Origin of the sequence: Embleya sp. NPDC020630 (genome assembly GCF_044334985.1) — a bacterium.
GTDB lineage: Bacteria > Actinomycetota > Actinomycetes > Streptomycetales > Streptomycetaceae > Embleya.
In genome coordinates this window covers 914,345-937,251 of record NZ_JBIRUB010000002.1, presented here as the reverse complement: position 1 = coordinate 937,251, position 22,907 = coordinate 914,345, and the positions used below count along the sequence as shown (strand labels likewise).

Here is a 22,907-nt window from a genome sequence, read left to right as displayed (position 1 = left end):
CGTCGCCGGGGCAATTCGCCATGCTCGCCCCTTACGTTCGCGCTCCTGCCGCCCGCACCGACCGGTTCCTCGCAGGTTTCCCGGATGGAGGCACTTGCCCATGACGTCGACGTCCCCGCGTCGCGATCAGGTTCTCGCGGTGAGCCCTCTGGGGCGCCCAGACGCCCGACTCGTGATCGCCGCACATCGGGCCGGCGCGCTCGCGGTGCTCGACCTCGGCCGGGAACGCGAGCCGGCGCTGGCCGAGTTGGCCCGTGCGGGCGAGCTTGCGGGCTTCGGCGTACGGGTCCCGGTGGGTTGTCCGCTCGGGCCGCGGGAGCTGCCCGAGCAGGTGGACACGGTGCTGCTCGCGCCCGAAGCGCCGTGGTCGATCGCCGACGCCGGTCCCGGACGGCGGGTCCTGGTCGAAGTCACGTGCGCCGAGCAGGCGCACGCGGCGGTGGCCGGCGGCGCGGCGGGGGTGATCGCGCGAGGCGCCGAAAGCGGCGGCCGATGCGGCGAGTTGACCACCTTCGTGCTGCTTCAGCAGTTGCTCGCGGACGCGCGGGTGACGGTGCCGGTGTGGGCGGCCGGCGGGATCGGGCCGCACACCGCCGCCGCGGCGGTCGCCGGCGGCGCCGCCGGGGTGCTGCTCGACACCCAGCTGGCCCTGGTCGCGGAGAGCACGCTGCCGGCCGATGTGGCGGCGGCGGTTCGGGCGATGGACGGCAGCGAGACGGTCGTGATTCGGGGGCATCGGGTCTATCGCCGACCGGATCTGCCGATCGACCGCCTCGCATCGGCTGCGGCCGGCGATCTCGGCCTCGCGCTGGGCGCGGGCGGACTGCACCGCGAGCTGTTGCCGGTCGGGCAGGACGGCGGGTCGGCCGCCCGGCTCGCGGATCGGCACGGCACCGCCGGTCGGGTGGTGTGCGCGGTGCGCGAGGCGATCGTGGACCACGTGGCCTCGGCCGCCCGGCACGGTGCGCGGCTGCGGCCGGTACAGGGGCCGATGACGCGGGTGAGCGATCGGGCCGCCTTCGCCCACGAGGTGGCCCGGGCGGGCGGATTGCCCTTTCTGGCGCTGTCCCTGCTGCGCGGCCCCGAGGTGCGCGCACTGCTCGCCGAGACCGGTGCGCTGCTCGGCGATCTGCCGTGGGGTGCGGGCCTGTTGGGCTTCGCGCCGCCGGAGTTGCGCGAGGAGCAGGTGGCCGCGGTGCTCGCCGCCCGCCCGCCGTATGCGCTGATCGCGGGTGGTCGGCCGGATCGCGCCGCGCCGTTGGAGGCCGCCGGGATCCGCACCTACCTGCACGCGCCCTCCCCCGGGCTGCTGGGCCAGTTCCTGCGCGAGGGCGCCCGGCGATTCGTCTTCGAGGGCACCGAATGCGGCGGGCACGTCGGGCCGCGCGCCAGTTTCCCACTGTGGGAGGCGCAGGTGGACACGCTGCTCGCGTTCGCCGAGCGGCACGGCGGCGCGGCCGGGCTGGACCTGCTGTTCGCGGGCGGGATCCACGACGCGCGTTCGGCGGCGATGGTGGCCGCGGCGACGGCGCCGCTGGTCGAGCGCGGGGCCTCGGTCGGTGTGCTGATGGGCACCGCGTACCTGTTCACCCGCGAGGCGGTGGCGGGCGGGGCGATCGTGCCGGGGTTCCAGGCCGCAGCGGTCGAGTGTGCGGCGACCGCGTTGGTCCAGACCGCGCCGGGGCATGCCACGCGCTGTGCCCACACTCCGTTCGTGGCCGCGTTCGAGGCCCGTCGGCGCGATCTGGAGTCGCGCGGGGTGCCGGCTCGCGAGGTGTGGGCCGAGTTGGAGCGGCTGAACCTGGGCCGGTTGCGGATCGCCGGCAAGGGGCTGCGCCGGGAGGCGGACGGGCTGGTCGCGGTGGACCCGGACGCGCAGCGCCGGGAGGGCATGTTCATGCTGGGCCAGGCCGCGGTGTTGCGGTCCGCGCCGACCGACGTCGCCGCGCTGCATCGCGAGGTCACCACCGGGTCGGCCGCGTGGCTGGCCCGCCGAGCGCGCGAGGTGGGCGGGGCGAACCGACCGGCCCCGCCCCGGCCGCAGGACGTGGCGATCGTGGGCATGGCCTGTGTGCTTCCCGGTGCGCCGGACCTGGCGAGCTATTGGCGCAACATCCTGGCCGGCGTGGACGCGGTGACCGAGGTTCCGCGCGAACGCTGGGACACCGAGCGGTACTTCGCGCCGAGCACCGAACCGGGCGCGACCGTGCGCGGCTCGGTCCGCGGCGCGGCGCCGGGAGCGGTGCCGGCCGGGCGGACGCCGTCCAAGTGGGGCGGGTTCGTACCCGCGATCGGCTTCGACGCGACCGGTTACGGCATCCCGCCCGCCTCGCTCGCCGCGATCGAACCGGCCCAGCTGCTGGCGCTGCACGTGGCGTCGGGGGCGCTGGCCGATGCCGGCTACGGCCCCGGGCGGGCCTTCGCCCGGGAGCGGACCTCGGTGATCTTCGGCGCCGAGGCGGGTACCGACCTGGCCGGCGCGTACGGGTTCCGGGCCTTGTTCCCAGGGTACTTCGGCGCGCTGCCGGCCGATCTGGATCGGCAACTGCCCGCCCCCACCGAGGACTCCTTCCCCGGCGTGCTGGCCAATGTGATCGCCGGCCGGATCGCCAACCGGCTCGATCTGGGCGGGGTCAACTTCACCGTGGACGCCGCGTGCGCGGCCTCGCTGGCCGCGCTCGACCTGGCCTGCAAGGAACTGAACACCGGGTCCAGCGATCTGGTCCTGTGCGGCGGGGTGGACACCCACAACGGGATCAACGACTACCTGATGTTCTCCTCGGTGCGGGCGTTGTCGCCGACCGGGCGGTGCGCGACGTTCGACGCGGACGCGGACGGGATCGCGCTGGGCGAGGGCGCGGTGTGCGTGCTGCTCAAGCGGCTCGCGGACGCCGAACGGGACGGCGACCGGATCTACGCGGTGGTCAAGGGCGTCGGCGGGTCCAGCGACGGCCGCTCGCTGGGGTTGACCGCGCCGCGCCCCGAGGGCCAGCGGCGGGCGCTGGAGCGTGCCTACCGGGCGGCGGGCGTGTCGCCGGCGCGGGTCGGCCTGGTCGAGGCGCACGGCACCGGGACGGTGGTCGGCGACCGGGCCGAACTGGACACCCTCACCGAGGTGTTCACGGCGCATGGGGCCGCTCCCGGTGCCTGCGCGGTGGGCTCGGTGAAGTCGCAGATCGGCCACACGAAGTGTGCGGCGGGGCTGGCCGGGTTGGCCAAGGCGGCGCTCGCGGTGCACTTCGGGGTGCATCCGCCGACGCTGCATCTGCGCCGACCGCCGGACGCGGGGCCGTTCGTGTTCGACAACCGGGCCCGCCCGTGGACGGCGCCGGTGGGCGAACGCATCGCGGGGGTGAGTGCGTTCGGCTTCGGGGGCACCAACTTCCACGCTGTGTTGGCCGGTGCGGAGCCTGGCGGGGTGAGCGGACCCGGTGGCGCCGATGCCGCCTGGCCGGTCGAGCTGTTCTGCTTTCGCGGCGCGGATCGGGCGGCGGCGCTCGCGGCGCTCGATCGGCTGGCGGCGCGGCTGGATGCGGGCGAGGACCTGCCGTTGCGGGGGTTGGCGGCGATCGCGGATGAAGTGGTCGAGCCCGGGTCGGGTGCCGGGTCGGGTGCCGAGATCCCGGTGTGGATCGCTTTCGTTGCGGCTGATCACGCGGATCTGCGGGTGAAGCTGACCCTGGCCCGGGCGGGGGCGGCCGACGCTGCGGGCGAGATCTTCCACCGGAAGGACGCGGAGGTGGGGGCGGAGGCCGGGGCGGGTGGGCAGGTGGCGTTTTTGTATCCCGGGCAGGGGAGTCAGCGGCCGGGGATGCTTGCCGATCTGTTTGCCCGGTTTCCCGAACTGTGCGACGGGCTGCGGGACATCGATCCCGAGTGTGTGCGGGCCATGTTTCCGGCGGCGGCGTTCGACGCGGAGGAGCGGGCCGCGCAGGCGGCGCGGCTCACCGATACCCGCCGGGCGCAGCCCGCGCTCGGGGTGGCGGCGGTCGCGCTGACCCGGCTGCTCGACCGGTTCGGGGTGTTGCCGGACCAGGTCGCGGGGCACAGCTACGGCGAGGTGGCCGCGCTGTGGTCGGCGGGCGTGCTGGCCACCGGGGACCTGGGCCGGCTCGGCGAGGTGCGCGCGGCGGCGGTGCTGGCCGCCGCCGGCGCGGAACCCGGCGCGATGGCGGCGGTCACGGCCGGCGCGGACCGGGTGGCCGAGGTGCTGGCCGGGATCGACGGCGTGGTGCTCGCGAACCGCAATACGCCGACCCAGACCGTGGTGTCCGGCCCGGAGGCGGCCCTGACCTCGGCGATCGCCGCACTGGCCGAGGCGGGCCTGTCGGCCCGGCGGCTGCCGGTGGCGTGTGCGTTCCACAGTCCCGTGGTCGCGGCGGCGGCCGACACCCTCGCGGTCGCCGTCGCGGACCTGGACGTACGTCCGCCCAGGGTCCCGGTGTGGTCCAACGGCACCGCGGCGCGCTACCCGGACGCGCCCGCCGACATCCGGGCGCTGATGGCCCGTCAGGTGGCCGAGCCGGTGCGGTTCGCCGAGCAGATCGAGGCGATGTACGCGGCGGGGGCGCGGATCTTCGTCGAGGCGGGACCGGGCCGGGCGCTGACCGGGATGGTCGGAGGCATCCTCGGCGACCGGCCGCACACTGCGGTGGCCTGCGACGTCCCCGGCGAGGACGGCCTGCGCCGACTGCTCACCGCGCTCGCCGAACTCGCCGTCGCCGGCGTGCCGGTGCGGGTCGCGGGCGGGCTGGCCGGGCGGGTGCGGCCGGAGGACGTCGAGCCCGGCCCGCGACCGGCCTGGACGGTGGACGGCCATCTGGTGCGGACCGCCGACGGCCGGCCGGTGGCGGGTGGGCTGCGCCCGGCGACCCCGGTGGCCCCGCTGCCGACCGGGCCGGTGGCCGAGTCGGGTGTGCCGGAGCGCTCGGCGCGGGACGCGGTGGTGCTCGAATACCTGGCCGGCGCGCGGGCCGCAGTCGCCGCACAGCGTGAGGTGCTGCTCGGCTACCTGGGCGTACCGGGCGGGGTTCCCGAGTCGCCGCCGATCGTGCTCGTACCGGAGCCGACTCCCGTGCGGGTGGAGCCGGCTCCGGTCCGGGTGGAACCGGACACACCGCCCGCACCGGTCGGGCCGCTCACCCGCGCGCAGGTGTTGGACGTGGTCCTCGACATCGTGGGCACCCGGACCGGCTATCCGAAGGACATGCTCGATCCGGCCCTGGACCTGGAGGCGGACCTGTCCGTCGACTCGATCAAACGCACCGAGATCATCGGCGAACTGGCGCTGCGGTTACGCCTTGCCGGCGACACGGGCGTCGCGGGCACGGCCGACGCCGAGCCGGTCGACGCGGAGGTGATCGAGCGGCTGGCCAGGGTCAAGACGATCGACGCGATCGTGGCCGGGGTGCTGGAGGCGGGGACCGCTGGGAACGAACGGGCGGTGCCGATCGAGCCGGCGGTGGACGAGCCCGCCGCACCCCTCGCCGGCCGGCCCACCCGGCTTGTCGTCGAGTGTGTGCCGATCGAAGAGCCGCCCGCCGCAGCACCCGGGGATTCGGAAAGCCCGTCCCCCGAAGGGCGGTTGCGTGGCCGTCGCGTGGTGCTGGTCGAGGACGGGGGCGGCGTCGCCTGGGCGCTGGCCGATGTACTGGCCGCGCACGGGGTCGTGGTGGAGTCGCGGGCGCGGGATGGGGTCGAGGCGGGTGCGGATCCGGGCTGGACGGAGGTGGACACGCTCGTACACCTCGGCGCGCTCGCCGACGGTCCCGACCCGGTGTTCCCCGACGCCTTCGCGCTGCTGCGCGACGCGCTCGTGGCCGGCGTGCGGCAGGTATTCCTGGTCACCGCCGGCGGTGGTCGGTTCGGCCGGGGTCCGGAGGCCGCGGGACCGGATCCGGTGCCGGGGGCGGGGTTGGCCGGGTTCGCCCGGGCCGCCGCGCTGGAGTATCCCGATCGGGTGGTCCGGGTGCTGGACCTGGACGCCAAGACCGAACCCGCCCGGCTCGCCCACCGGCTCCTCGTCGAACTGGGCCGCACCCCCGATCGGCCCGAGCCCGGCGCGCCGGTCCTGCGCGGCCTGGCCGGCGAACACCGGGTGACCCTGCGCCCTCGGCCGGCGCCGCTCCCGGACCTGCCGCCCGCCGACCGGGACGCCCTGCTGCGCGAGCGCATCGGCCCGGCCTCGGTGGTGCTGCTGACCGGCGGCGCGCGTGGCATCACCGCCCGGGCCGCGATCGGCCTGGCCCGGGCCACGGGGTGCCACATCGAACTCCTCGGTCGCACCGGCCTCGACGACGAGCCGGAGCCGCAAGCGCTCGCCGCCGCGCTGGACGCGCCCGCGCTGCGGGCCGCGTTGATCGCGGGCGGAATGCGCGAACCGGCCCTGATCGAGACCGAGTCGACCCGGATCCTGCACCGCCGCGAGGTGCGGGCCACGCTGGCCGAGGCGGCCGAGCACGCCGCCTCGGTACGGCTGCACGCGGCCGACGTCACCGACGCGGACGCGGTCCGCCGGGTCCTGACCGGCATCGCCGAGCGGCACGGCCGGCTGGACGGCATCGTGCACGGCGCGGGGGTGCTGGCCGATCGGCTGTTGGCGGACAAGAGCGCGGAGTCGTGCCGACGGGTGTTCGCCACGAAGGTGGCCGGGGCCCGGGCCCTGGTCGCGGCGCTGCGCGCCCTGCGCCCGACCCTGGCGCCGCCGGCGTTCCTGGCCATGTTCGGCAGCGTGGCCGGGGTGTACGGCAACCGGGGCCAGACCGACTACGCGGCGGCCAACGACGCCCTGGCCACCCTCGCGTGGCACTGGTCGGCCGGGTCCGACGACACCCTCGCGCCGGTGGCCCGGCGCGTGGTGACGATCGACTGGGGTCCGTGGGCGGCGACCGGCGGCGGCATGGTGACGGCGGAGTTGGCCCGCGAATACGCCCGGCGCGGCGTGCCGTTGATCGATCCGGAGCACGGCGTGCGGGCGCTGCTGGACGAACTGGCCGCCGGTACGGACCCGCAGGCCGTGTACGTCTGCCTGCCGGCCGACGGGTCGGTGGCCGGATGAGCGCGCGCGGCCCGCGTCCGGACGATGCGGCGATCGTCGGGATCGGTGCGATCTTCCCGGGCGCGGCCGGGCCCGACGCGTTGTGGCGGCTGGTCGAGTCGGGGGTGGACGCGATCACCGACGTGCCGCCGCATCGGTGGGATCCGGCGCTGCACTACGCGCCGGGCACGGCCGGCGAGCCCGCTCGCGGCGACCGGTTCTACTGCCGGCGCGGCGGTTTCGTGGACGACCTGGCCACGTTCGATCCGGTGCGCTTCGGGATCATGCCCGCCGTGGTCGCCGGCGCCGAACCGGACCAGTTGCTGGCCCTGCGTGCCGCCGCCGAGGCGATCGCCGACGCGGGTGGCGAGGCCCGACTGCCGGACCGGTCCCGGGTCGGCGTGGTCTTCGGGCGTGGCGGCTACATGGGCGTGGCCACCGCCCGGCTCGATCAGAGGGTGCGCACGGCGCACCAACTGGCCTCCCTTCTGGTCGAGTTGGCGCCGGAGCTGGATCGGGACCGAGTGGCCGCGATCCGGGAGGCGTTCCAGGCGTCGCTCGGCCCGGAGCAACCCGAGGCGTCGATCGGCCTGGTGCCGAGCTTCACCGCGTCCCGGATCGCCAACCGGCTCGACCTGGGCGGGCCCGCCTACACGCTGGACGCGGCCTGCGCGACCTCGCTGCTCGCCCTGGACCAGGCCGCCGCCGAGTTGCGGTCCGGGCGTTGCGACGCGGTGATCGCGGGCGCCGCGCACCACTGCCACATCGCCACGTTGTGGAGCGTGTTCACCCAGTTGCGGGCGCTCAGCGCGAGCGAGCACATCCGGCCGTTCGACCGGGCGGCGGACGGCACGCTGATCGCCGAGGGCACCGGCGCGGTGCTGCTCAAGCGTTTCGCCGACGCCGAACGCGACGGCGACCGGGTGTACGCGGTGGTGCGCGGCGTCGGCGTGTCGAGTGACGGCCGGGCCGCGAGTCTGCTGAGTCCGCTGGTGGAAGGGCAGGTCCGAGCGCTGGAACAGGCTTGGCGGGCCGCCGGGTTGGATCCGACGGAACCGGGCCTGCTCGGTCTGGTCGAGGCGCACGGGACCGGGACCCCCGTCGGGGACGAGGCGGAACTCGTCACACTGGGCGAGGTGTTCGGGCCGCGCGTGGGCAACGGGCCGGCGGATGTCGCGCTCGGCACGATCAAGTCCAACATCGGCCACACGATGCAGGCGTCGGGGATGGCCGGTCTGCTCAAGGCGGCACTCGCCCTGCATCACCGCACGTTGCCGCCGACCCTGCATGTCGACGACCCGCATCCGGGCTTCGCCGGCACCCGGATGCGCCCGCAGGGTCGGGCCGAGGCGTGGCCGGTCAACCCGGCGGGCGGGCGGCTGGCGGCGGTCGACGCATTCGGCTTCGGCGGGGTGAACGCGCACGCGGTGCTGGAACAGCCCCCGGCGGGGCGGCCGGTGGCGCTGCCGACCGGGGGCGGGCGGTCGGTGGGCGCGGGCGAGTTGCCCGATGTGCTCACGCTGGCCGCCGATTCGGTGCCCGAGTTGCTCCGGCTGCTCGCCGATCGGGCGGACGCGAGCGGGTCGGGCGGGCCGGCCGGCCCCTGTCGGCTCGCGGTCGCCGATCCGACGCCGAAGCGGCTGGCGCTGGCCGCGCGTGCCGTGGAGCGCGGGTTGCCGTGGCGCGGCCGGGCCGAGATCGGTTCTCCCCGCGTCCGCTGCTCGGGCCGCACGCGGCGAATCCGGGGCGGGTCGCGTTCCTGTTCCCCGGTCTGGAGCCGGAGATATCGCCGCGCCTGGACGATCTGGCCGATGCGTGCGGCCGGCCCCGGCCCGAGACCACCGGCGCCGAGGACCTCGTCGGCCGGGCGGTGGACGCGCTGACCGCAGGCCGGTTCCTGGCCGCCGAGCTGGAACGGGCGGGTCTGGTACCGGATCTGCTGGCCGGGCACAGCATGGGCGAGTGGACCGCGATGGTGGTGGCCGGGATGTACCCGCGCACGGCGGTGGACGGCTTCCTCGCGTCGCTGCGCCCGGACTCGCTGGACGTCCCGGACCTGGCCTATGCGGCGGTGGGCTGCGGCGTCGCGGTCGCCGAACGGCACGTGGGCGCCGAACCGGTGGTGGTCTCGCACGACAACTGCCCCAATCAGAGCGTGATTTGCGGACCGGCCGATGCCGTCACCGAGGTGCTGGGTCGGCTGCGCCGGGAGGGTGTGATGGGCGGCGAGCTGCCGTTCCGGTCCGGCTTCCACACCCCGATGTGGGCGCCCTACCTGGGGCAGGTGGCCGACGCGTTCGAGCAACTGCCGCTGTGTACCCCGCGCCTGCCGGTGTGGTCGGCGACCTCCATCGCGCCGTATCCGGCGGATGCCGCCTCGGTTCGCGGACTGACCGTGCGTCATCTCCTCGAACCGGTGCGGTTCCGGGAGCTGATCGAGGAGCTGTACGCGGGCGGTGTACGGGTGTTCGTCCAGCCCGGCGCCGGCAGCCTGGTCGGCTTCGTGCACGACTGCCTGCGCGGCTGCGACGCGCTGGCCGTGGCAGCGCACTCCACGCTGCGCCCTGGCCTGGCGGGCTTCCGCCGAGCGCTGGCGGCGTTGTGGGTCGAGGGCGCGGCGATCGATCCCCAGGGGCCGGCACGAACGGGCCTGCCCGCGACCGAGCCGGAGTCCGGGGCCATCATCGACTTCGCCGCCGCACGACCGGCCGCCGGGCCGATCGTCCGGCTCGACCTCGGCTCCCCCGTGGTCTCGTTGGGACCGGCCGCCGGATCGCTGCGGCTGACCGGTACGTCCCGCCCGCCCGCCACCTCCACGCATCCGGTGCTGGCGGCGTTCCACGCGACGCTCGCCGAGGCCGAGCGCACGGTGGCCGAGGCCGCCATGACAGCGGGATTCACCGGCGAAGCCGAGGCGCCGGGGTTGCTCGCGCCACCGCCCGACACCGACTCGCGTCGGGCGTACCGCTTCTCGCTCGTCGACCACCCCTACGTCCGCGACCACTGCGTCTACGAGCAGCCCGAGTGGTGGCCGGACCCGGCGGATCGGTTCCCGGTGGTGCCGATGACCACGCTGGTCCGGCTGGCCGGCGACGAGGCGCTGAGCGCGGCCGGGCCGGGTCGGGTGGTCGTCGGGTATCGGGACGTACGCTCCCTGCGCTGGTTGCCGGTGGCCCCGCCGACCGACACCGAACTGGTCCGCACCACCATGGACCCGGACCGGATCCGGATCGCGTTCGGCCGTTACATGTCCGCCGAGGTGCTGCTCGCGGACGAGGCCGCCGCCCACTTGGCACCGGCCCCCGACCGCACACCGCTGACCGGCGAGGGCCCCGCGCCGGTGCGCGCGCCGGATCTGTACGGGGACCGCTGGATGTTCCACGGACCCGGATTCGCCGGGGTCGAGCAGGTGTTGACCGTCGCCGACGACGGCATCCGCGGCATGCTGCGCGCGCTGCCCGCGCCCGGGGCGCTCCTCGACGCGGCCGGGCAACTGCTGGGCCACTGGATGCAGTTGCGGTTGACCACGGACCGCCTGGTGTTTCCCATGTCGGTGGCGGCGATCGACCGGTACGGACCGGAACCCGGGCCGGGCGCGCGGCTGTTGGCCACCGCCCGAATCCGGGAGATCGGGCCCACCACGGTGCGCGGCGACGTCGAGTTGGCCGACCCGGGCACGGGCGCGGTTCGGATCCGGGTGCGCGACTGGGTCTATCGCCGGTTCGCCGCCGACGAGCGGGTGTGGCCGATGAAGTTCACCCCGCACACCACCGGCATCGCCGAGCCGCAGCCGGAGGGCTGGTGTCTGCTGCGCACGCGGTGGCCCGACCCCGCCGCGCAGGACCTGGTGACCCGCCGCTACCTGGACACCGCCGAGCGGGCCGAGTTCGCCGCCCAGGCACCCCGGGACCGCCAAGGGTGGCTGCTCCGACGGGTCGCGGCCAAGGACGCGGCCCGGCACCACCTGTGGGCGCACGGGCACGGCCCCCTGTACCCGGCCCAGGTCCGGATCGACACCGCCGACCCCGGCCGCCCGCTCGCGCATGTGGTCGCCGAGCCCGATGCCCTCGCCCCGACCCCGCTGCACGTCGCCATCGCGCACGACCACCGCCTGGGGGTGGCCGTCGCGGGCCCGGGACCGCTCGGCATCGCCGTCGGCCGCCTCGATCCCGAAGGCCCACCTTCGGCCCCCGACACACACGACCTGCCGGCCGCGCTCGTGGGATCCGACCGCGAGCAGCGCGGGCTGTGGGCGCTGCGCCTTTGCTGTGCCAGGGAAGCGGCCGACCGGGCCGCCGGCACCGACCACCCACCGCACGTGGTGATCTCGGCCCGGCCCGTCGGCCCGCACGAGACCGAGTCGTCCGTCCGCCCCGCCGACGCCGACGGCCGCGAACTCCTCGTCCACACCCGGGACATCACCGACTCCAACGGCGCCCGGATCGACCAGTACGTGGTCGCGTGGACGAGCGCCCGGCAACCAGGAATCCCCACCACCTCACATGGGAGCACCCGATGAGCGCGGACCCGCACGCCGACCGGATCCTGGCCGAGGTGGCCGGGATGCTCGCCGAGATCGTCGGCGAGGAACTGCTGATCGCCGCCGAGATCACCCCGGACAGCGGCTTCGACGACGATCTGGCCCTGGAAAGCATCGAGTTCGTCGCGCTCGCCGGCCGGCTCCAGGAGCGCTACGGCGACCGGGTCGACTTCATCGCCTTCCTCGCCGACCTGGAGATCGAGGAGATCATGGCGATGACGGTCGGTCGACTGGTCGAGCACATCGCGGCCTGCACCCGCACCGAGGCCGTCGGTGGTGCCGGTCGATGAGCGAGGTGCACGCGAACGGCCTGCGCTTCCACGTCCAGCGATTGTCCCCACCTGCCGACCGACCCGCACTGCGCACGCCGGTGGTCTTCCTGCACGGTCTGGTATTGGACAACCTCTCCAGCTTCTACTACACGCTCGCCGCGCCGGTCGCCCGCGCGGGCGCCGACGTCGTGCTCTACGACCAGCGCGGACACGGCCGCACCGAACGGCCCCGCAGCGGATACGACCCGGACAGCGCGGTCGCCGATCTGGCCGCGCTGCTCGACGCGTGCGACGTACCGACCCCGGTACACCTTGTCGGCAACAGCTTCGGCGGCCTGATCGCGCTGCACGTCGCACGGTCCAGGCCCGACCTGGTGGCGAGCCTGGTGCTGATCGAGGGCCAGTGCCTGGACGTCCCGGCCGACGCCGAACCGTACGCGGGCGGCTGGGTGGAGGAGATGGCCAACACGCTCAACCTGGCCGCGCTCGGCCTGGCGGCCCATCCCGGCCCGGAGCGGCTGCCCGTGGGGCCGGCGCGTAAGGCGGCCCGACTGCGGGCCGGCGCCGACGCGCTCCTGAACGGCACGACCCTGATCGAGGACGTCACCCTGCTGCGCGCCCCGACCGAGGTCGAACTCGCCTCGGTGACCTGCCCGGTGCTAGCGCTGTACGGCGAGTTGTCCGAACTGGCGCCACCTGCCCGGCGGTTGGCCGAGGTGCTTGCGCACTGCACGCTCACCGTGCTGCCCGGCGTCGCGCACACCGTGCTGCGTGAGGCCACCGCGCCCGTACTGGCCGCGCTGCTCGACTGGTTGCCCCGGCACGAGCCGGTGTCGGTGCGGCCCGGGGTCGGCCGATGAGATTCATGTTCGTGGTGCCGCCGTTCGCCGGCCACGTCAACCCCACCGTCGCGGTCGCCGCCGCACTCGCCGAGCGTGGGCACGAGGCGGTGTGGTGCGGGCCGCCGGAGATCCTGGACCTGCTGCCGCTGGGCGCGCGGTTGTTCGCCACCGCCGACTCCCCCGGCGCCCCCGGCGGGTATGCCCGACTGCACGCGAGGTGGCAACGGCTGCGCGGGGTGGGCGCGTTGCGCTTCCTGGTCGAGGAGACCCTGGTCCCGCTCGCGCACACCATGCTGCCCGGCGTCGCGGCGGCCGTGGCCGGCTACCGACCGGATGTGGTCGTGGCCGACCAGCAGACCTTCGCCGGCGCCTTCGTCGCCGTGAAAGCCGGTGTCCCATGGGCCACTTCGGCGACCACGTCGGCCGAGTTCACCCGGCCGCTGGTGGGCTTTCCGAAGATCGACGACTGGGTGCGGACCCGGATCGCCGAGGCGGCGGTGGCGGCCGGCGTACCCGGCGACTGCGATCCGCGCTTCTCGCCCCGGCTGGTCCTGGTCTTCTCCACGCCGGAACTGGTCGGCCTGACCGATCCGGTCCCGGCGCACCACTGCTACGTGGGCCCCGCGTTCGGCCGCCGGCCGGCGACGGTGGACTTCCCGTGGGACCGGCTCGATCCGGAACGCCGGCACGTCCTGATCTCGCTCGGCACGCTCAACCGCGACGCCGGCGACCGGTTCTATCCGGCCGTGGTGGCCGCCACCCGCCCGCTCGCCGATCGACTCCAACTGATCCTGGCCGCGCCGGAGCGGCTGGCCGGGGCGCCCGCCGAGCATGTCCTGGTCCGCGAGTTCGTCCCGCAACTGGCCCTGCTCCCGCACCTGGACGCGGTGGTCACGCACGGCGGTCACAACACGGTATGCGAGGCGCTGGCGTTCGGCCTGCCGCTGGTACTCGCTCCGATCCGGGACGACCAGCCGATCGTGGCGCGCCAGGTGGTGGCGGCCGGCGCCGGCGTCCGGGTGCGCTTCGGGCGCGCGCACGTACCCGAGTTGCGCTTGGCCGTCACCGACGCGCTGGATCGCCCCGAACTGCGTGCGGGCGCCGCCCGAATCCGTGCCTCGTTCGCCGCGGCCGGCGGCGCCGACGCCGCCGCCGAACGTCTGGAGAAGCTGTGCTGAATCCCGTGGACGGACCGTTCCCGTGGCTCGCCCTGCTGATCGGGCTCGGCCTGGCCGGCGGCACGCGCACGCTGCGCCGGCGGCTGCGCGCGTTGCCGATACTGCCCGGGTTGCCCACACTTGCCTTCGCGTCGACGGAGGACCGGCAGACCGGTCCCTGGATCTGCGTATCCGCGACCGGTGTCCACCCGGACGAGGCCACCATCCACGCGGCGGTCGCCCACGCCGAGCGACACGACCTGCTCCTGCTCGATCTGGTTCCCGGTGACCTGCCCAGCGACGAACTACTCACCCTTCTCGCTCGGTTGGACCCGGATCGCATCCACCGCGACCCACTCGCCCGTGGCCGGGGCGCGGGCCACGCGCTGCTCGTGCACGAGGACGTGCTGCGCCGGGCCACCGTGCCGGCCGATGACCTGGCCGACCTCGACAGCCCGGCCCTGATCGAACTCATCGCCCGCCTCAAGCCGTTCGCCGCGCTCGGCACCGGGCACGCGGTCGCGCCCGGGTTCTCCGCGACGCGGCCCGACCCCGCGCTGCGCAAACGTCGGCTGCGGGCGAACGGGGTGCCGGTGTGGCCGACCCTGATCGGCAACCTGGGTGAGGCCGCCGCGTACGCCGGTGCGTGTGTGACCAGCCCGTTCTGGGGTGTGGTGGTCTTCCTGGCCATGTGGACGCAGCCCTTCGCGGTGGTCGCCGGCCGCTCGCCGGTGCGCCCGCGCGACCTGGGCCGGGCCGGCGCGCTGCGTCCGTTCCTGGCCGTGCCGCGCTGGCTGCGCACGATCGCCGGGCCCCGTCCGACCGCTGCGGCCAAGCGGCCGGCGCCGGATCCGGCGGCGCTGCGCCCGGCGTACGAGCACAGCGTCGCCGACGGCCTCGACGCCTTCTTCGAGGACCGGCGCGACACCTGTCCGTGGTGCGGCTCGGACCGGCTCGCCGTGCACCGTCGGGTCCGCGACCACCTCCAGGGCAAACCGGGCCGCTTCACCCTCGAACGGTGCCGGGACTGCACCCACGTCTTCCAGAACCCGCGCCTGTCCCTCGCCGGACTCGACTACTACTACCGCGACTTCTACGACGGTCTCGGCGGCGCGGGCGCCGAGGCGCTGTTCGGCACCATGTCGCGGACCTACCGCGCCCGTGCCGAACTGCTGCGCCGACACACGCCGGAGGACTCCGGCCCGCGCGCCTGGCTGGACGTGGGCACCGGCCACGGGCACATGTGCGTGGTCGGCCGCACCGTGCTCCCGGACACCGTCTTCGACGGCCTCGACATGGGCGACGGGGTCGCCGAGGCCGAGCGGCGCGGCTGGATCCGGACCGGGTATCGCGGCCAGTTCCCGGAGTTGGCCGACGACTTGGCCGGCGGCTACGACGCGGTCGGTATGCACCACTACCTGGAGCACACCCGCGATCCGCTGGCCGAACTCGACGCCGCCGCCAAGGTCCTGGTGCCGGGCGGCCGACTGCTGATCGAACTGCCCGACCCGCAATGCCGGTACGGGCAGTTGCTGCGCGGCCTGTGGTTGCCGCTCTTCCAGCCCCAGCACCAGCACCTGATGCCCTGGCGCAACCTCGAAGCCGCGCTCCACGCCCGGGGGTTCACCGTGCTCGCGCGCGAACACGGCCGGGCGCACCAGGGCAACGACTTCACCGGCGCGGTCTCCCAGGCCCTCACCGCGCTCGGGCCCAACCCGGCGATGCCGTGGGTCCCCGGCGGCCCGACCCCGCTGCGCCGGGCCCGCCGCGCCGCGCTGGTCGCGCTGTCCGTGCCGTGCTTCGTCGTGGCCGTACTCCTCGACGCCGTCGGCGCGCTGCTCGCCCGCGTGGCGGGCGAACACGGCATGAGCAACGCCTACCGTCTCCTCGCCCGAAAGGATCCGGGATGACCCGCCCGCACAGCGGCCCGCCGACGGCGGCGGCGCTGCCCACCGCTCGCGGTGCGGCGCCCGTGTTGCGCCTGGTGCCGTTCGCCTTCACGCAGGCGTTCGGCCGACCGCCGGCCGGGGTCTGGTCCGCGCCGTACGTGCTGCGCCGGACCGGCTCGCGGGCCGGGCCGGGCACCGCCGTGGCGCTGTCCTGGCGGGTGGTGGTCGCCGCCGCGCCGCGCGCCGACGGGAGGTTGCGGCTCGGCTCGATCGACCGGCCGGACGAGGGCGTCGAGGTGCATCCGAGGGGCGACATCGGCCCGGTCCCGGAATGGGCCCGCCCGGTGCTCGCGGGCACCACCGGCGCGGGTGGGCTCGATCTGCTGGTACACACCGACCTGCCGGAGTGCACCGGGCTGTCCGCGGCCGTACCGCTGGCCTGTACGGCCGCGCTGATCGAGGCGGCGTTCCACGACCCGGAGCCGGGCAACGGCCATCGGTCCCGCGTCCGGCTCGCCGATCCGCCGTTGGGTGCGGTGGCGCTGTTCGCCAGGCTCGGCCACGTGATGGTGTTCGGCGAGGACAGCGGCGCGCCCAGCCACGTGCCGTTCGACCCGGATGGGCTCGGCCTGCGCTTCGTCCTGGCGGTGCCGAGGCGGGCGGGTGGCGCGGCCGGCGGGCCGATCGTGGGGTCGACCGCCGAGCCCGCCCGCAACGCCCTGGCCGCCGGCGCGATCGAGGCCCGCCCGCTGCCGGGCGCGGGCGGCCCCACGATCGCGGTGGTACCGGGCGCCGCGCTCGCGGCCGTCCGCCGCGCGCTGGTGCACACCTACACCCGCGCCGGCGAACCGGGCCCGCGCGTTCTCAGCGCCGCACTCGGATCCCCCTGCACCCGGGTCGCGTAGCCCGACCCGGGCCGGGGCTCACACGTACTCGATCTCCTGAACCCCCTGGCGCCGGGAGTAGTCGAGCAGCGTCCGCACCTCGCGGCTGATCGGACCGCGCCCGCGCACCATGCCGACCGTGCGGATCAGCCTCGGGCTCATCGACCGCACGGCCACACTCGACGCGAACGGCTGGGCCAGGTCGGCGTACCAGAGCACCGAGCCGTGCCCGGCCACCACGCACGGGATCCAGGCCCCCCGGTCGTCGGTCTCCATCGCCACCGTCGGCCGCACCCCGGCGGTGGCGAACAACATCTCGAAGTCGGCCCGCCGCGCGCTGCGCCGGGACGGCAGGATCATCGGCAACTCCTCCAGGTCCGTCCAGGAGACCGGATCCGGCAACCGGGTGTGCTTCGGCGAGACCAGCACCACCTCGTACGAGCGCAGCGGCAACACCTCGAAGCCGCCGGGCGCGGGCAGGTCCACCATCGCGATGTCGGTCGCCCCCGAGCGCAGCGACGCGAACAGCGCCTCCCGGCTGTCCTGTCGGTCCACCACGATGTGCAACTCCGGGTACTGCTTGGCCAGTCCGGGCAGCAGGCAGCTCGTGCACTCGATCGCGAGCGTGGCCGTCGCGGCGAGGTGCACCGTACCGCTGTGCGTCGGCTCCTCGACGTGCACGAGGTCCTTGATCGCCTGCACGCCGCGCAGCACCTTGCGCGCGAGGTTGATCACCTGGGCCCCGGCCGCCGTGGGCACGAGACCCCGGCCGACCCGGGCGAACAGAACGACGTTCAGCTCGCGTTCGAGGCTCTGCAACGACCGGGAGAGCGCGGGCTGCACGACGAACAGCTCCTGCGCGGCGCCGGTCAGACTGCCGTGCTCGGCGACGGCGATGAGGTAGCGCAACTGTTGGAGGGTCACGGGGTATCGATGCCTCCGCCCGGGAGCAGGATGTCGACCCGCTCGTGTGCCCGGGTGCGGGATGGCGTTCGGAGTGCCGCACGGTGCCTGTCGACCATGGTGTTCCTCCAGGGTGAGACGTGGTGCCGGGGGGCGACTGAAACGGGGCGCGACATCGATGACGGAGCGACCGCGCGAGCCGGCGCGGCGCCCGAGGCGACTGCCCCGAACACCGCGCCGGCCCGCCCGGCGGTGCCGCGTTGCGCTGCGACCGGCACGGTTCGGCCGGTGCGCCGTGGACGGATTGGGTAATCGCTTCGTTGCAATCCGTTCGCTACGACTGTGGATCAGAACCAGTTCACGGTCCAGCGAAACGCGGCGTCGGCTTTCGCCACGGACGACGGACCCGGACCACCCGGGATCGCCTCGGGAGGCAACGGGACCACCCAGAGCGGGCTGTTCGCGCCTTCGGAGCCGACGTACAGCGACTTGCCGTCGGGGGCGTACATCAACGATTCGCCCTGGGTCGTGCTCGGCGCGGAGAACTTGGCGAGTTGCCGCCTGGGCGCCGAATACACGGTGATGTCCCAGTAGTTGCGGATCGCGAACGAGCGTCCGTCGGGCGCGAACGCGCCGTCGGTCGCGATGTCCGGTGCCGGTCCGACCCGGGTGAGTTCGTTGACCTGGTCGCTGCGCAGGCGCGGCGGCGCCTGGTAGAGCGAGCCGGGCGCGCCGAAGAGTTTGCTCGCCACGTAGAGGCGGTTGTCGCGCGGGTCGATCAGCGCGGTTTCGGCGTCGTGCGCGCCGTCGGCGAAGCGCAGCGGGAAGCTCGTGGCCGGCACGGTGGCATCGGCGAGCGTCGCGGGCTCGGCGATGCGGTACAGCGTCACCTGGGTCCGGGTGGAGAAGTTGTTGCCGATGTCGGCCGCGAAGATGGCGGGGTAGCCCGCGTCGTCGGTGCCGACCGAGATCGCCTCCCAGTCGATGTTGGTCGCGCCCGACACGTGCAACACCGCGACGGTGCGGCAGGTATTCGTGTCGATCGCGAACACGTCGGGTGCGTTTCCGCTGTCGTTGAGCGTGTAGGCGATGCCCGGGTGTCGGGAACTGGGCGCCAGGCCGCTGGATTCGCCGATGCGCGCGTCGGCGAGGGTGCACTGGACGTGGGGCGGGTCGGCGGCGTGTGCGGGGGTGATGCCGACCGCCGTGGCCAGGACCGTGGCGAGCGCGGCGACGGCGGCGGTGCGGGCAAGGCGCAGGGCGCGGGCGGCCCGGCTGTGACCGGGCGGTGCGGGCGCGTCGATCGGGGGGCGGGTTTCCGGTGGGGTCGCGGAACGTGATCTGTTCATGTTTCCAGGAGATGAGGCCGTTCTCACCCGCGTCCAATACCGGTCCGGCATGCATTCATGACGGAACGACATGGCTGCTCCGGTGGTGCACCGCTTGGGCATCGATGCATGCGCGTCGGGTCGGCATACGGCCGGTGACCGCCGCGTGGACCGGCCGAACCGGCGTGTCTCCCGGCCAGTTCAGGGCCCTTGTCCCGAGCGGAATCCGGCTCCCGTCGGGCGGGCAGGGCCCGGCTCCCCTGTGCGCGGTGGACGTTGTTTCGTCGGGTCGCCGAATCCACGCTGCGGTTCCGCTTCGTCCACGCCAAGGAGGCGCCAGGTCATGGCCCACTTCCGATCCGGGTCCCGGTCGACGGCCCGGGGCAAACCCCGATCCACCACCCTCGTCGCACTGTCCGTCGGGGTCGTACTCGGTGCGATCGCCGGGGTCACCGCCCCGGCCTCGGCCGGCCCGTCCGAGCGGGTGCCGGCCGCTCGCGCGGCCGCAGCCGCGATCCCGCGCTACGACCACGTGGTGGTCGTCGTGCACGAGAACGCCAACCAGGAGGAAATCATCGGCAGTTCGCAGGCGCCGTATCTCAACCAGCTGGCCGCCGGCGGCGCCTCCCTGACCGACTTTCACGGCGAGACGCATCCCAGTCAGCCCAACTACCTGGCGATGTTCTCCGGTTCCACCCAGGGCGTCACCGGCGACGAGTGTCCGCCGCCGGGCGCGCCGTACAGCGCGGACAACCTCGGCCGGCAGCTGATCGACGTCGGTGGCACGTGGGGCAGTTACAACGAGGACTGGTCGGCGGCCAACCCCGGTGTGTGTACGAGTGGTTCGTATGCGCGCAAGCACAACCCGTGGTTGTCCTTCGCCAACGTGCCCGCCACCACCACGTATCCGATGACCGCGTTCCCGACGGATTACGCCGCCCTGCCCACGGTCTCCTACGTGGTGCCCAACCTGTGCAACGACATGCACGACCGCCTGTTCAACCCGGCGTGTGGGATCTCCACCGGGGACACCTGGACCCGAAACAAGCTGAGTGGCTACGCGGAATGGGCCAAGACGCACAACAGCCTGCTGGTGGTCACGTGGGACGAGGACAACTTCCGCAGCGAGAACCGGATCGCGACCATCCTGTACGGCGCGCACGTCAAGCCGGGTCGGTATGCGGGCCGCAAGGACCACTACAGCCTGCTGCGCACCTTCGAGGACATGTACGGCACCCGGCGCTCCGGCCAGGCGGCGACCGCGACCCCGATCACCGAGGTATGGGACGACGGTGGTCCGGGTCCGTCGACCGTGGCGATCGCCGATCCGGGGGCGCAGACGTCGAAGTTCAATCAGGAGGTGAATCTGGCGCTTCGGGTCTCGGGTGGGACCGGGCCGTATTCGTGCGTCGGGCGGAATCTGCCGGCGGGTCTGTTCCTGAACGCGTCGACGTGTGTGATCTCGGGTCGGGCGTGGGGTGTGGGGACGTTCGCCACGGAGGTGACCGCCACCGATTCCGCCGGGGCGAAAGCCGACGCCGCGTTTCGCTGGACCGTGAACTGGTTCTGATGGTCGACGAGTTCCGGCGTTGAGCCGATTCCGATCGCTCGACGCGTCGAGCGGGTGGGCGTCGAGGGCTCGAACCAGCCCTCGCCGCCTGCCACTTCCTTCCTTCCTGCCCGTGCCCGGCCGCCCGGAGGTCCCGGATGTATCTGTCGTCCAGTCGTTCCGCCGATCTCGCGTCCGGTGCGCGTGATCCGAGGGCGCAGGCGCCGCCGGCGCCGCCACCGCCGACCGGCCGTGGCGTACGGCGGGTGGCGCCCGTGGTGCTCGTCCTCGGCGTGGTCTCGCTGGTGACCGACGTCTCGGCGGAGATGGTCACCGCGGTGCTCCCGGTATACCTCGTGCTCGGACTCGGCCTCTCCCCCATGGCGTTCGGCATGCTCGACGGGCTGTACAACGGCGCCACCGCCGCATCGCGGCTGCTCGGTGGGCATGTCGCGGACCGCTTCCGCCGACATCGCACGGTCGCCGCGGTCGGCTACGGGATCTCGGCGGGCTGCAAGCTGCTGCTTCCGGCCGCCGGCGGGGTCGCGGGGATCGGCGGGGTGCTCGCGGCGGATCGGGCCGGCAAGGGGCTGCGGACCGCGCCGCGCGACGCGCTGATCTCGATGGCCGCGCCGCCGGCCGAGCAGGGGCGGGCGTTCGGGGTGCATCGGGCGATGGACACGGCGGGGGCGCTGTTCGGGCCGCCGGTCGCGCTCGCGGTGTTGTGGGTGACGGCCGACGCGTACGACGCGGTGTTCGTACTGAGCTTCTGCTTCGCCGCGTTCGGGCTGCTCGTACTGCTCCTGTTCGTCCGCGACCCGGCGGCCGGTGTCGGGAAGGTCGGGGTGCGGCGCGCGCCGGTGCGACTGCGGGACGCGGCCACGGTGTTGCGGGTGCCGGGCTTCGCCCGGGTGTGTACGGCCGCGCTGCTGCTCGGCGCGGCGACCGTCGGGGACGCGATGGTGTACCTGCTGCTGCAACGGCGCACCGACCTGTCGCCGCACCTGTTCCCGCTGTTGCCGCTGGGCACCGCGCTGGTCTTCCTGCTGTGCGCGGTCCCGGCCGGTACCGCCGGGGATCGGTACGGGCGCGGCCGGATCTTCCTGGCGGGTCATGTCGCGCTGCTCTGCGGCTACCTGGTGCTGCTCGCGCCGCTGCCCGACCGGGTGTTGATCGTGGCGGTCCCGACCCTGCTCGGGGTGTTCTACGCGGGCACCGACGGCGTCCTGATGGCGCTTGCCGCACCGGCCGCGCCGGCGGAACTGCGCGGCGGGGCGCTGGCGTTGGTACAGACCGGGCAGGCGGGCGGACGGGCGCTCGGCGCGGCCGGGTTCGGCGCGGCGTGGACCCTGTACGGCCCGCACACCGCCGTGCTGCTCGCCGCCGCCGGGCTGGCCCTCGCCCTGCTCGCCGCCGTCGCGCTGCCGGCCGCCGGCACGCTCGCCCCGGGCGCCGGGGCTTCGGCCGGCTCGAAGGGGGCTTCCCGATGACCCGTACCGCGCGCCTGACCGTGCTCACGGTGGTCACCGCCCTCCTCGTCGGCCTCGCCGTGCTGTACACCCTGCGGGCGGCGGGCGATGGACGCGCGGGGCGGGACGGTGACTACACGGCGCTGAGCCTGGATCGTCCGGGCCGGATCGTGTTCCGCAGCACCGCCGCCGACGGCGGCCGGGACCACCTCGCGGCGGTCGACGCGGCGCACCCCGACGAGCAGCGGGCCGTGGCCGCGCGTGGTTGCCTGGTCTTCCACGCCGCGCACGGCACGGGGGTGTGCCTGCAACCGGCCCGGTTGGCGCTCGGCACCTACGACGCGGTGATCCTGGACACGAACCTGCGCGAGACGAGCCGGCGCGCGCTGGCCGGGACACCCTCGCGTGCCAGGGTCTCGCCGAGCGGCCGACTGGTCGCGTGGACGTCGTTCGTCAACGGCGAGTCGTACGCGGGCCTGAACTTCTCCACCCGGACCGCGATCCTGGACACGCGCGGCGGGCGACTCGACGACAACCTGGAGTCGTACACGCTGCGCCGCGGTGACGAGACGGTCCGCTCCCCCGACGTCAACGTGTGGGGCGTGACCTTCGCGGCCGACGACAACACCTTCTACGCGACGGTGGCCACCGGCGGCCATACCTGGCTGGCGCGGGGCGATGTGGCCGCCCGTACGCTGCGCACGGTGCGCGAGAACGCCGAGTGCCCGTCGTTGTCCCCGGACGGCACGCGCGTCGCGTACAAGAAGCGGGTCCCGGGCGCGGACGCCGACCGCCCGTGGCACCTGTTCGTACTGAACCTGGCCACCAACGCGGAAACGCCGCTCGCCGAGACCCGAACCCTCGACGACCAGGCGGAATGGCTCGACGATGCCCGGGTCGTGTACAGCCTTCCAGGCGACCTGCGCGGCGACGTCTGGACCGCGCGCGCCGACGGAACGGGCAGCCCGAGCCTCCTGATCCCACACGCCCTGTCCCCGGCCGTCCTGCGCGACTGAGTTTCCGACACCCGCCGGCGGC

General features: G+C 74.4%; 13 protein-coding genes. 11 read left to right on the top strand and 2 right to left on the bottom strand.

Annotation, left to right across the window (positions count from 1 at the left end):
* Positions 1-139: 139 nt before the first annotated feature.
* The 8 genes from ACH4XV_RS10255 (at position 140) to ACH4XV_RS10220 (ending at position 16,641) form a co-directional block, all read left to right on the top strand.
* Positions 140-7,057 (top strand): SDR family NAD(P)-dependent oxidoreductase, encoded by a 6,918-nt coding sequence (locus ACH4XV_RS10255; RefSeq protein WP_395788240.1) that lies wholly within the window; start codon positions 140-142, stop codon positions 7,055-7,057.
* Positions 7,054-8,919 (top strand): beta-ketoacyl synthase N-terminal-like domain-containing protein, encoded by a 1,866-nt coding sequence (locus ACH4XV_RS10250; RefSeq protein ID WP_395788238.1) that lies wholly within the window; start codon positions 7,054-7,056, stop codon positions 8,917-8,919. The genes ACH4XV_RS10255 and ACH4XV_RS10250 overlap by 4 nt, the downstream gene beginning before the upstream one ends.
* A gap of 71 nt (positions 8,920-8,990) precedes the next feature.
* Positions 8,991-11,555: an acyltransferase domain-containing protein gene (locus ACH4XV_RS10245; RefSeq protein ID WP_395788674.1), complete on the top strand. Its 2,565-nt coding sequence runs from the start codon at positions 8,991-8,993 to the stop codon at positions 11,553-11,555.
* Positions 11,552-11,866 (top strand): acyl carrier protein, encoded by a 315-nt coding sequence (locus tag ACH4XV_RS10240; protein WP_395788236.1) that lies wholly within the window; start codon positions 11,552-11,554, stop codon positions 11,864-11,866. The genes ACH4XV_RS10245 and ACH4XV_RS10240 overlap by 4 nt, the downstream gene beginning before the upstream one ends.
* Complete coding sequence (locus tag ACH4XV_RS10235) at positions 11,863-12,708, top strand: alpha/beta fold hydrolase (RefSeq protein ID WP_395788234.1); 846 nt, start codon at positions 11,863-11,865, stop codon at positions 12,706-12,708. The genes ACH4XV_RS10240 and ACH4XV_RS10235 overlap by 4 nt, the downstream gene beginning before the upstream one ends.
* Positions 12,705-13,868 (top strand): glycosyltransferase, encoded by a 1,164-nt coding sequence (locus tag ACH4XV_RS10230; RefSeq protein WP_395788232.1) that lies wholly within the window; start codon positions 12,705-12,707, stop codon positions 13,866-13,868. Before ACH4XV_RS10235 ends, ACH4XV_RS10230 begins: the two co-directional genes overlap by 4 nt.
* A complete protein-coding gene (locus ACH4XV_RS10225) occupies positions 13,862-15,757 on the top strand; it encodes a methyltransferase domain-containing protein (protein WP_395788230.1) in 1,896 nt (631 codons plus the stop codon). The genes ACH4XV_RS10230 and ACH4XV_RS10225 overlap by 7 nt, the downstream gene beginning before the upstream one ends.
* Positions 15,754-16,641, top strand: a complete 888-nt coding sequence (locus ACH4XV_RS10220; RefSeq protein WP_395788228.1) for a hypothetical protein — start codon at positions 15,754-15,756, stop codon at positions 16,639-16,641. The genes ACH4XV_RS10225 and ACH4XV_RS10220 overlap by 4 nt, the downstream gene beginning before the upstream one ends.
* Positions 16,642-16,659: 18 nt before the next feature.
* Here ACH4XV_RS10220 and ACH4XV_RS10215 read toward each other — a convergent pair whose 3' ends face one another.
* Positions 16,660-17,544 carry a LysR substrate-binding domain-containing protein gene (locus tag ACH4XV_RS10215; RefSeq protein WP_395788226.1) on the bottom strand — a complete coding sequence of 295 codons (885 nt, stop codon included), beginning with the start codon at positions 17,542-17,544 and terminating at the stop codon, positions 16,660-16,662.
* Between the two features lie 326 nt (positions 17,545-17,870).
* Positions 17,871-18,872, bottom strand: coding sequence for a hypothetical protein (locus ACH4XV_RS10210; RefSeq protein WP_395788224.1), 1,002 nt, complete (start codon positions 18,870-18,872; stop codon positions 17,871-17,873).
* A 322-nt stretch (positions 18,873-19,194) separates the two neighbouring features.
* Between ACH4XV_RS10210 and ACH4XV_RS10205 the strand changes: the two genes are divergently transcribed.
* The 3 genes from ACH4XV_RS10205 to ACH4XV_RS10195 all read left to right on the top strand — a co-directional run bounded on the left by ACH4XV_RS10205 (position 19,195) and on the right by ACH4XV_RS10195 (position 22,885).
* The gene (locus tag ACH4XV_RS10205; protein ID WP_395788222.1) at positions 19,195-20,421 is read left to right on the top strand and encodes an alkaline phosphatase family protein; all 1,227 of its coding nucleotides are present in this window, start codon (positions 19,195-19,197) and stop codon (positions 20,419-20,421) included.
* Positions 20,422-20,558: 137 nt separating this feature from the next.
* A complete protein-coding gene (locus ACH4XV_RS10200; RefSeq protein ID WP_395788220.1) occupies positions 20,559-21,890 on the top strand; it encodes an MFS transporter in 1,332 nt (443 codons plus the stop codon).
* The gene (locus ACH4XV_RS10195; RefSeq protein WP_395788218.1) at positions 21,887-22,885 is read left to right on the top strand and encodes a TolB family protein; all 999 of its coding nucleotides are present in this window, start codon (positions 21,887-21,889) and stop codon (positions 22,883-22,885) included. The genes ACH4XV_RS10200 and ACH4XV_RS10195 overlap by 4 nt, the downstream gene beginning before the upstream one ends.
* Positions 22,886-22,907: the final 22 nt, after the last annotated feature.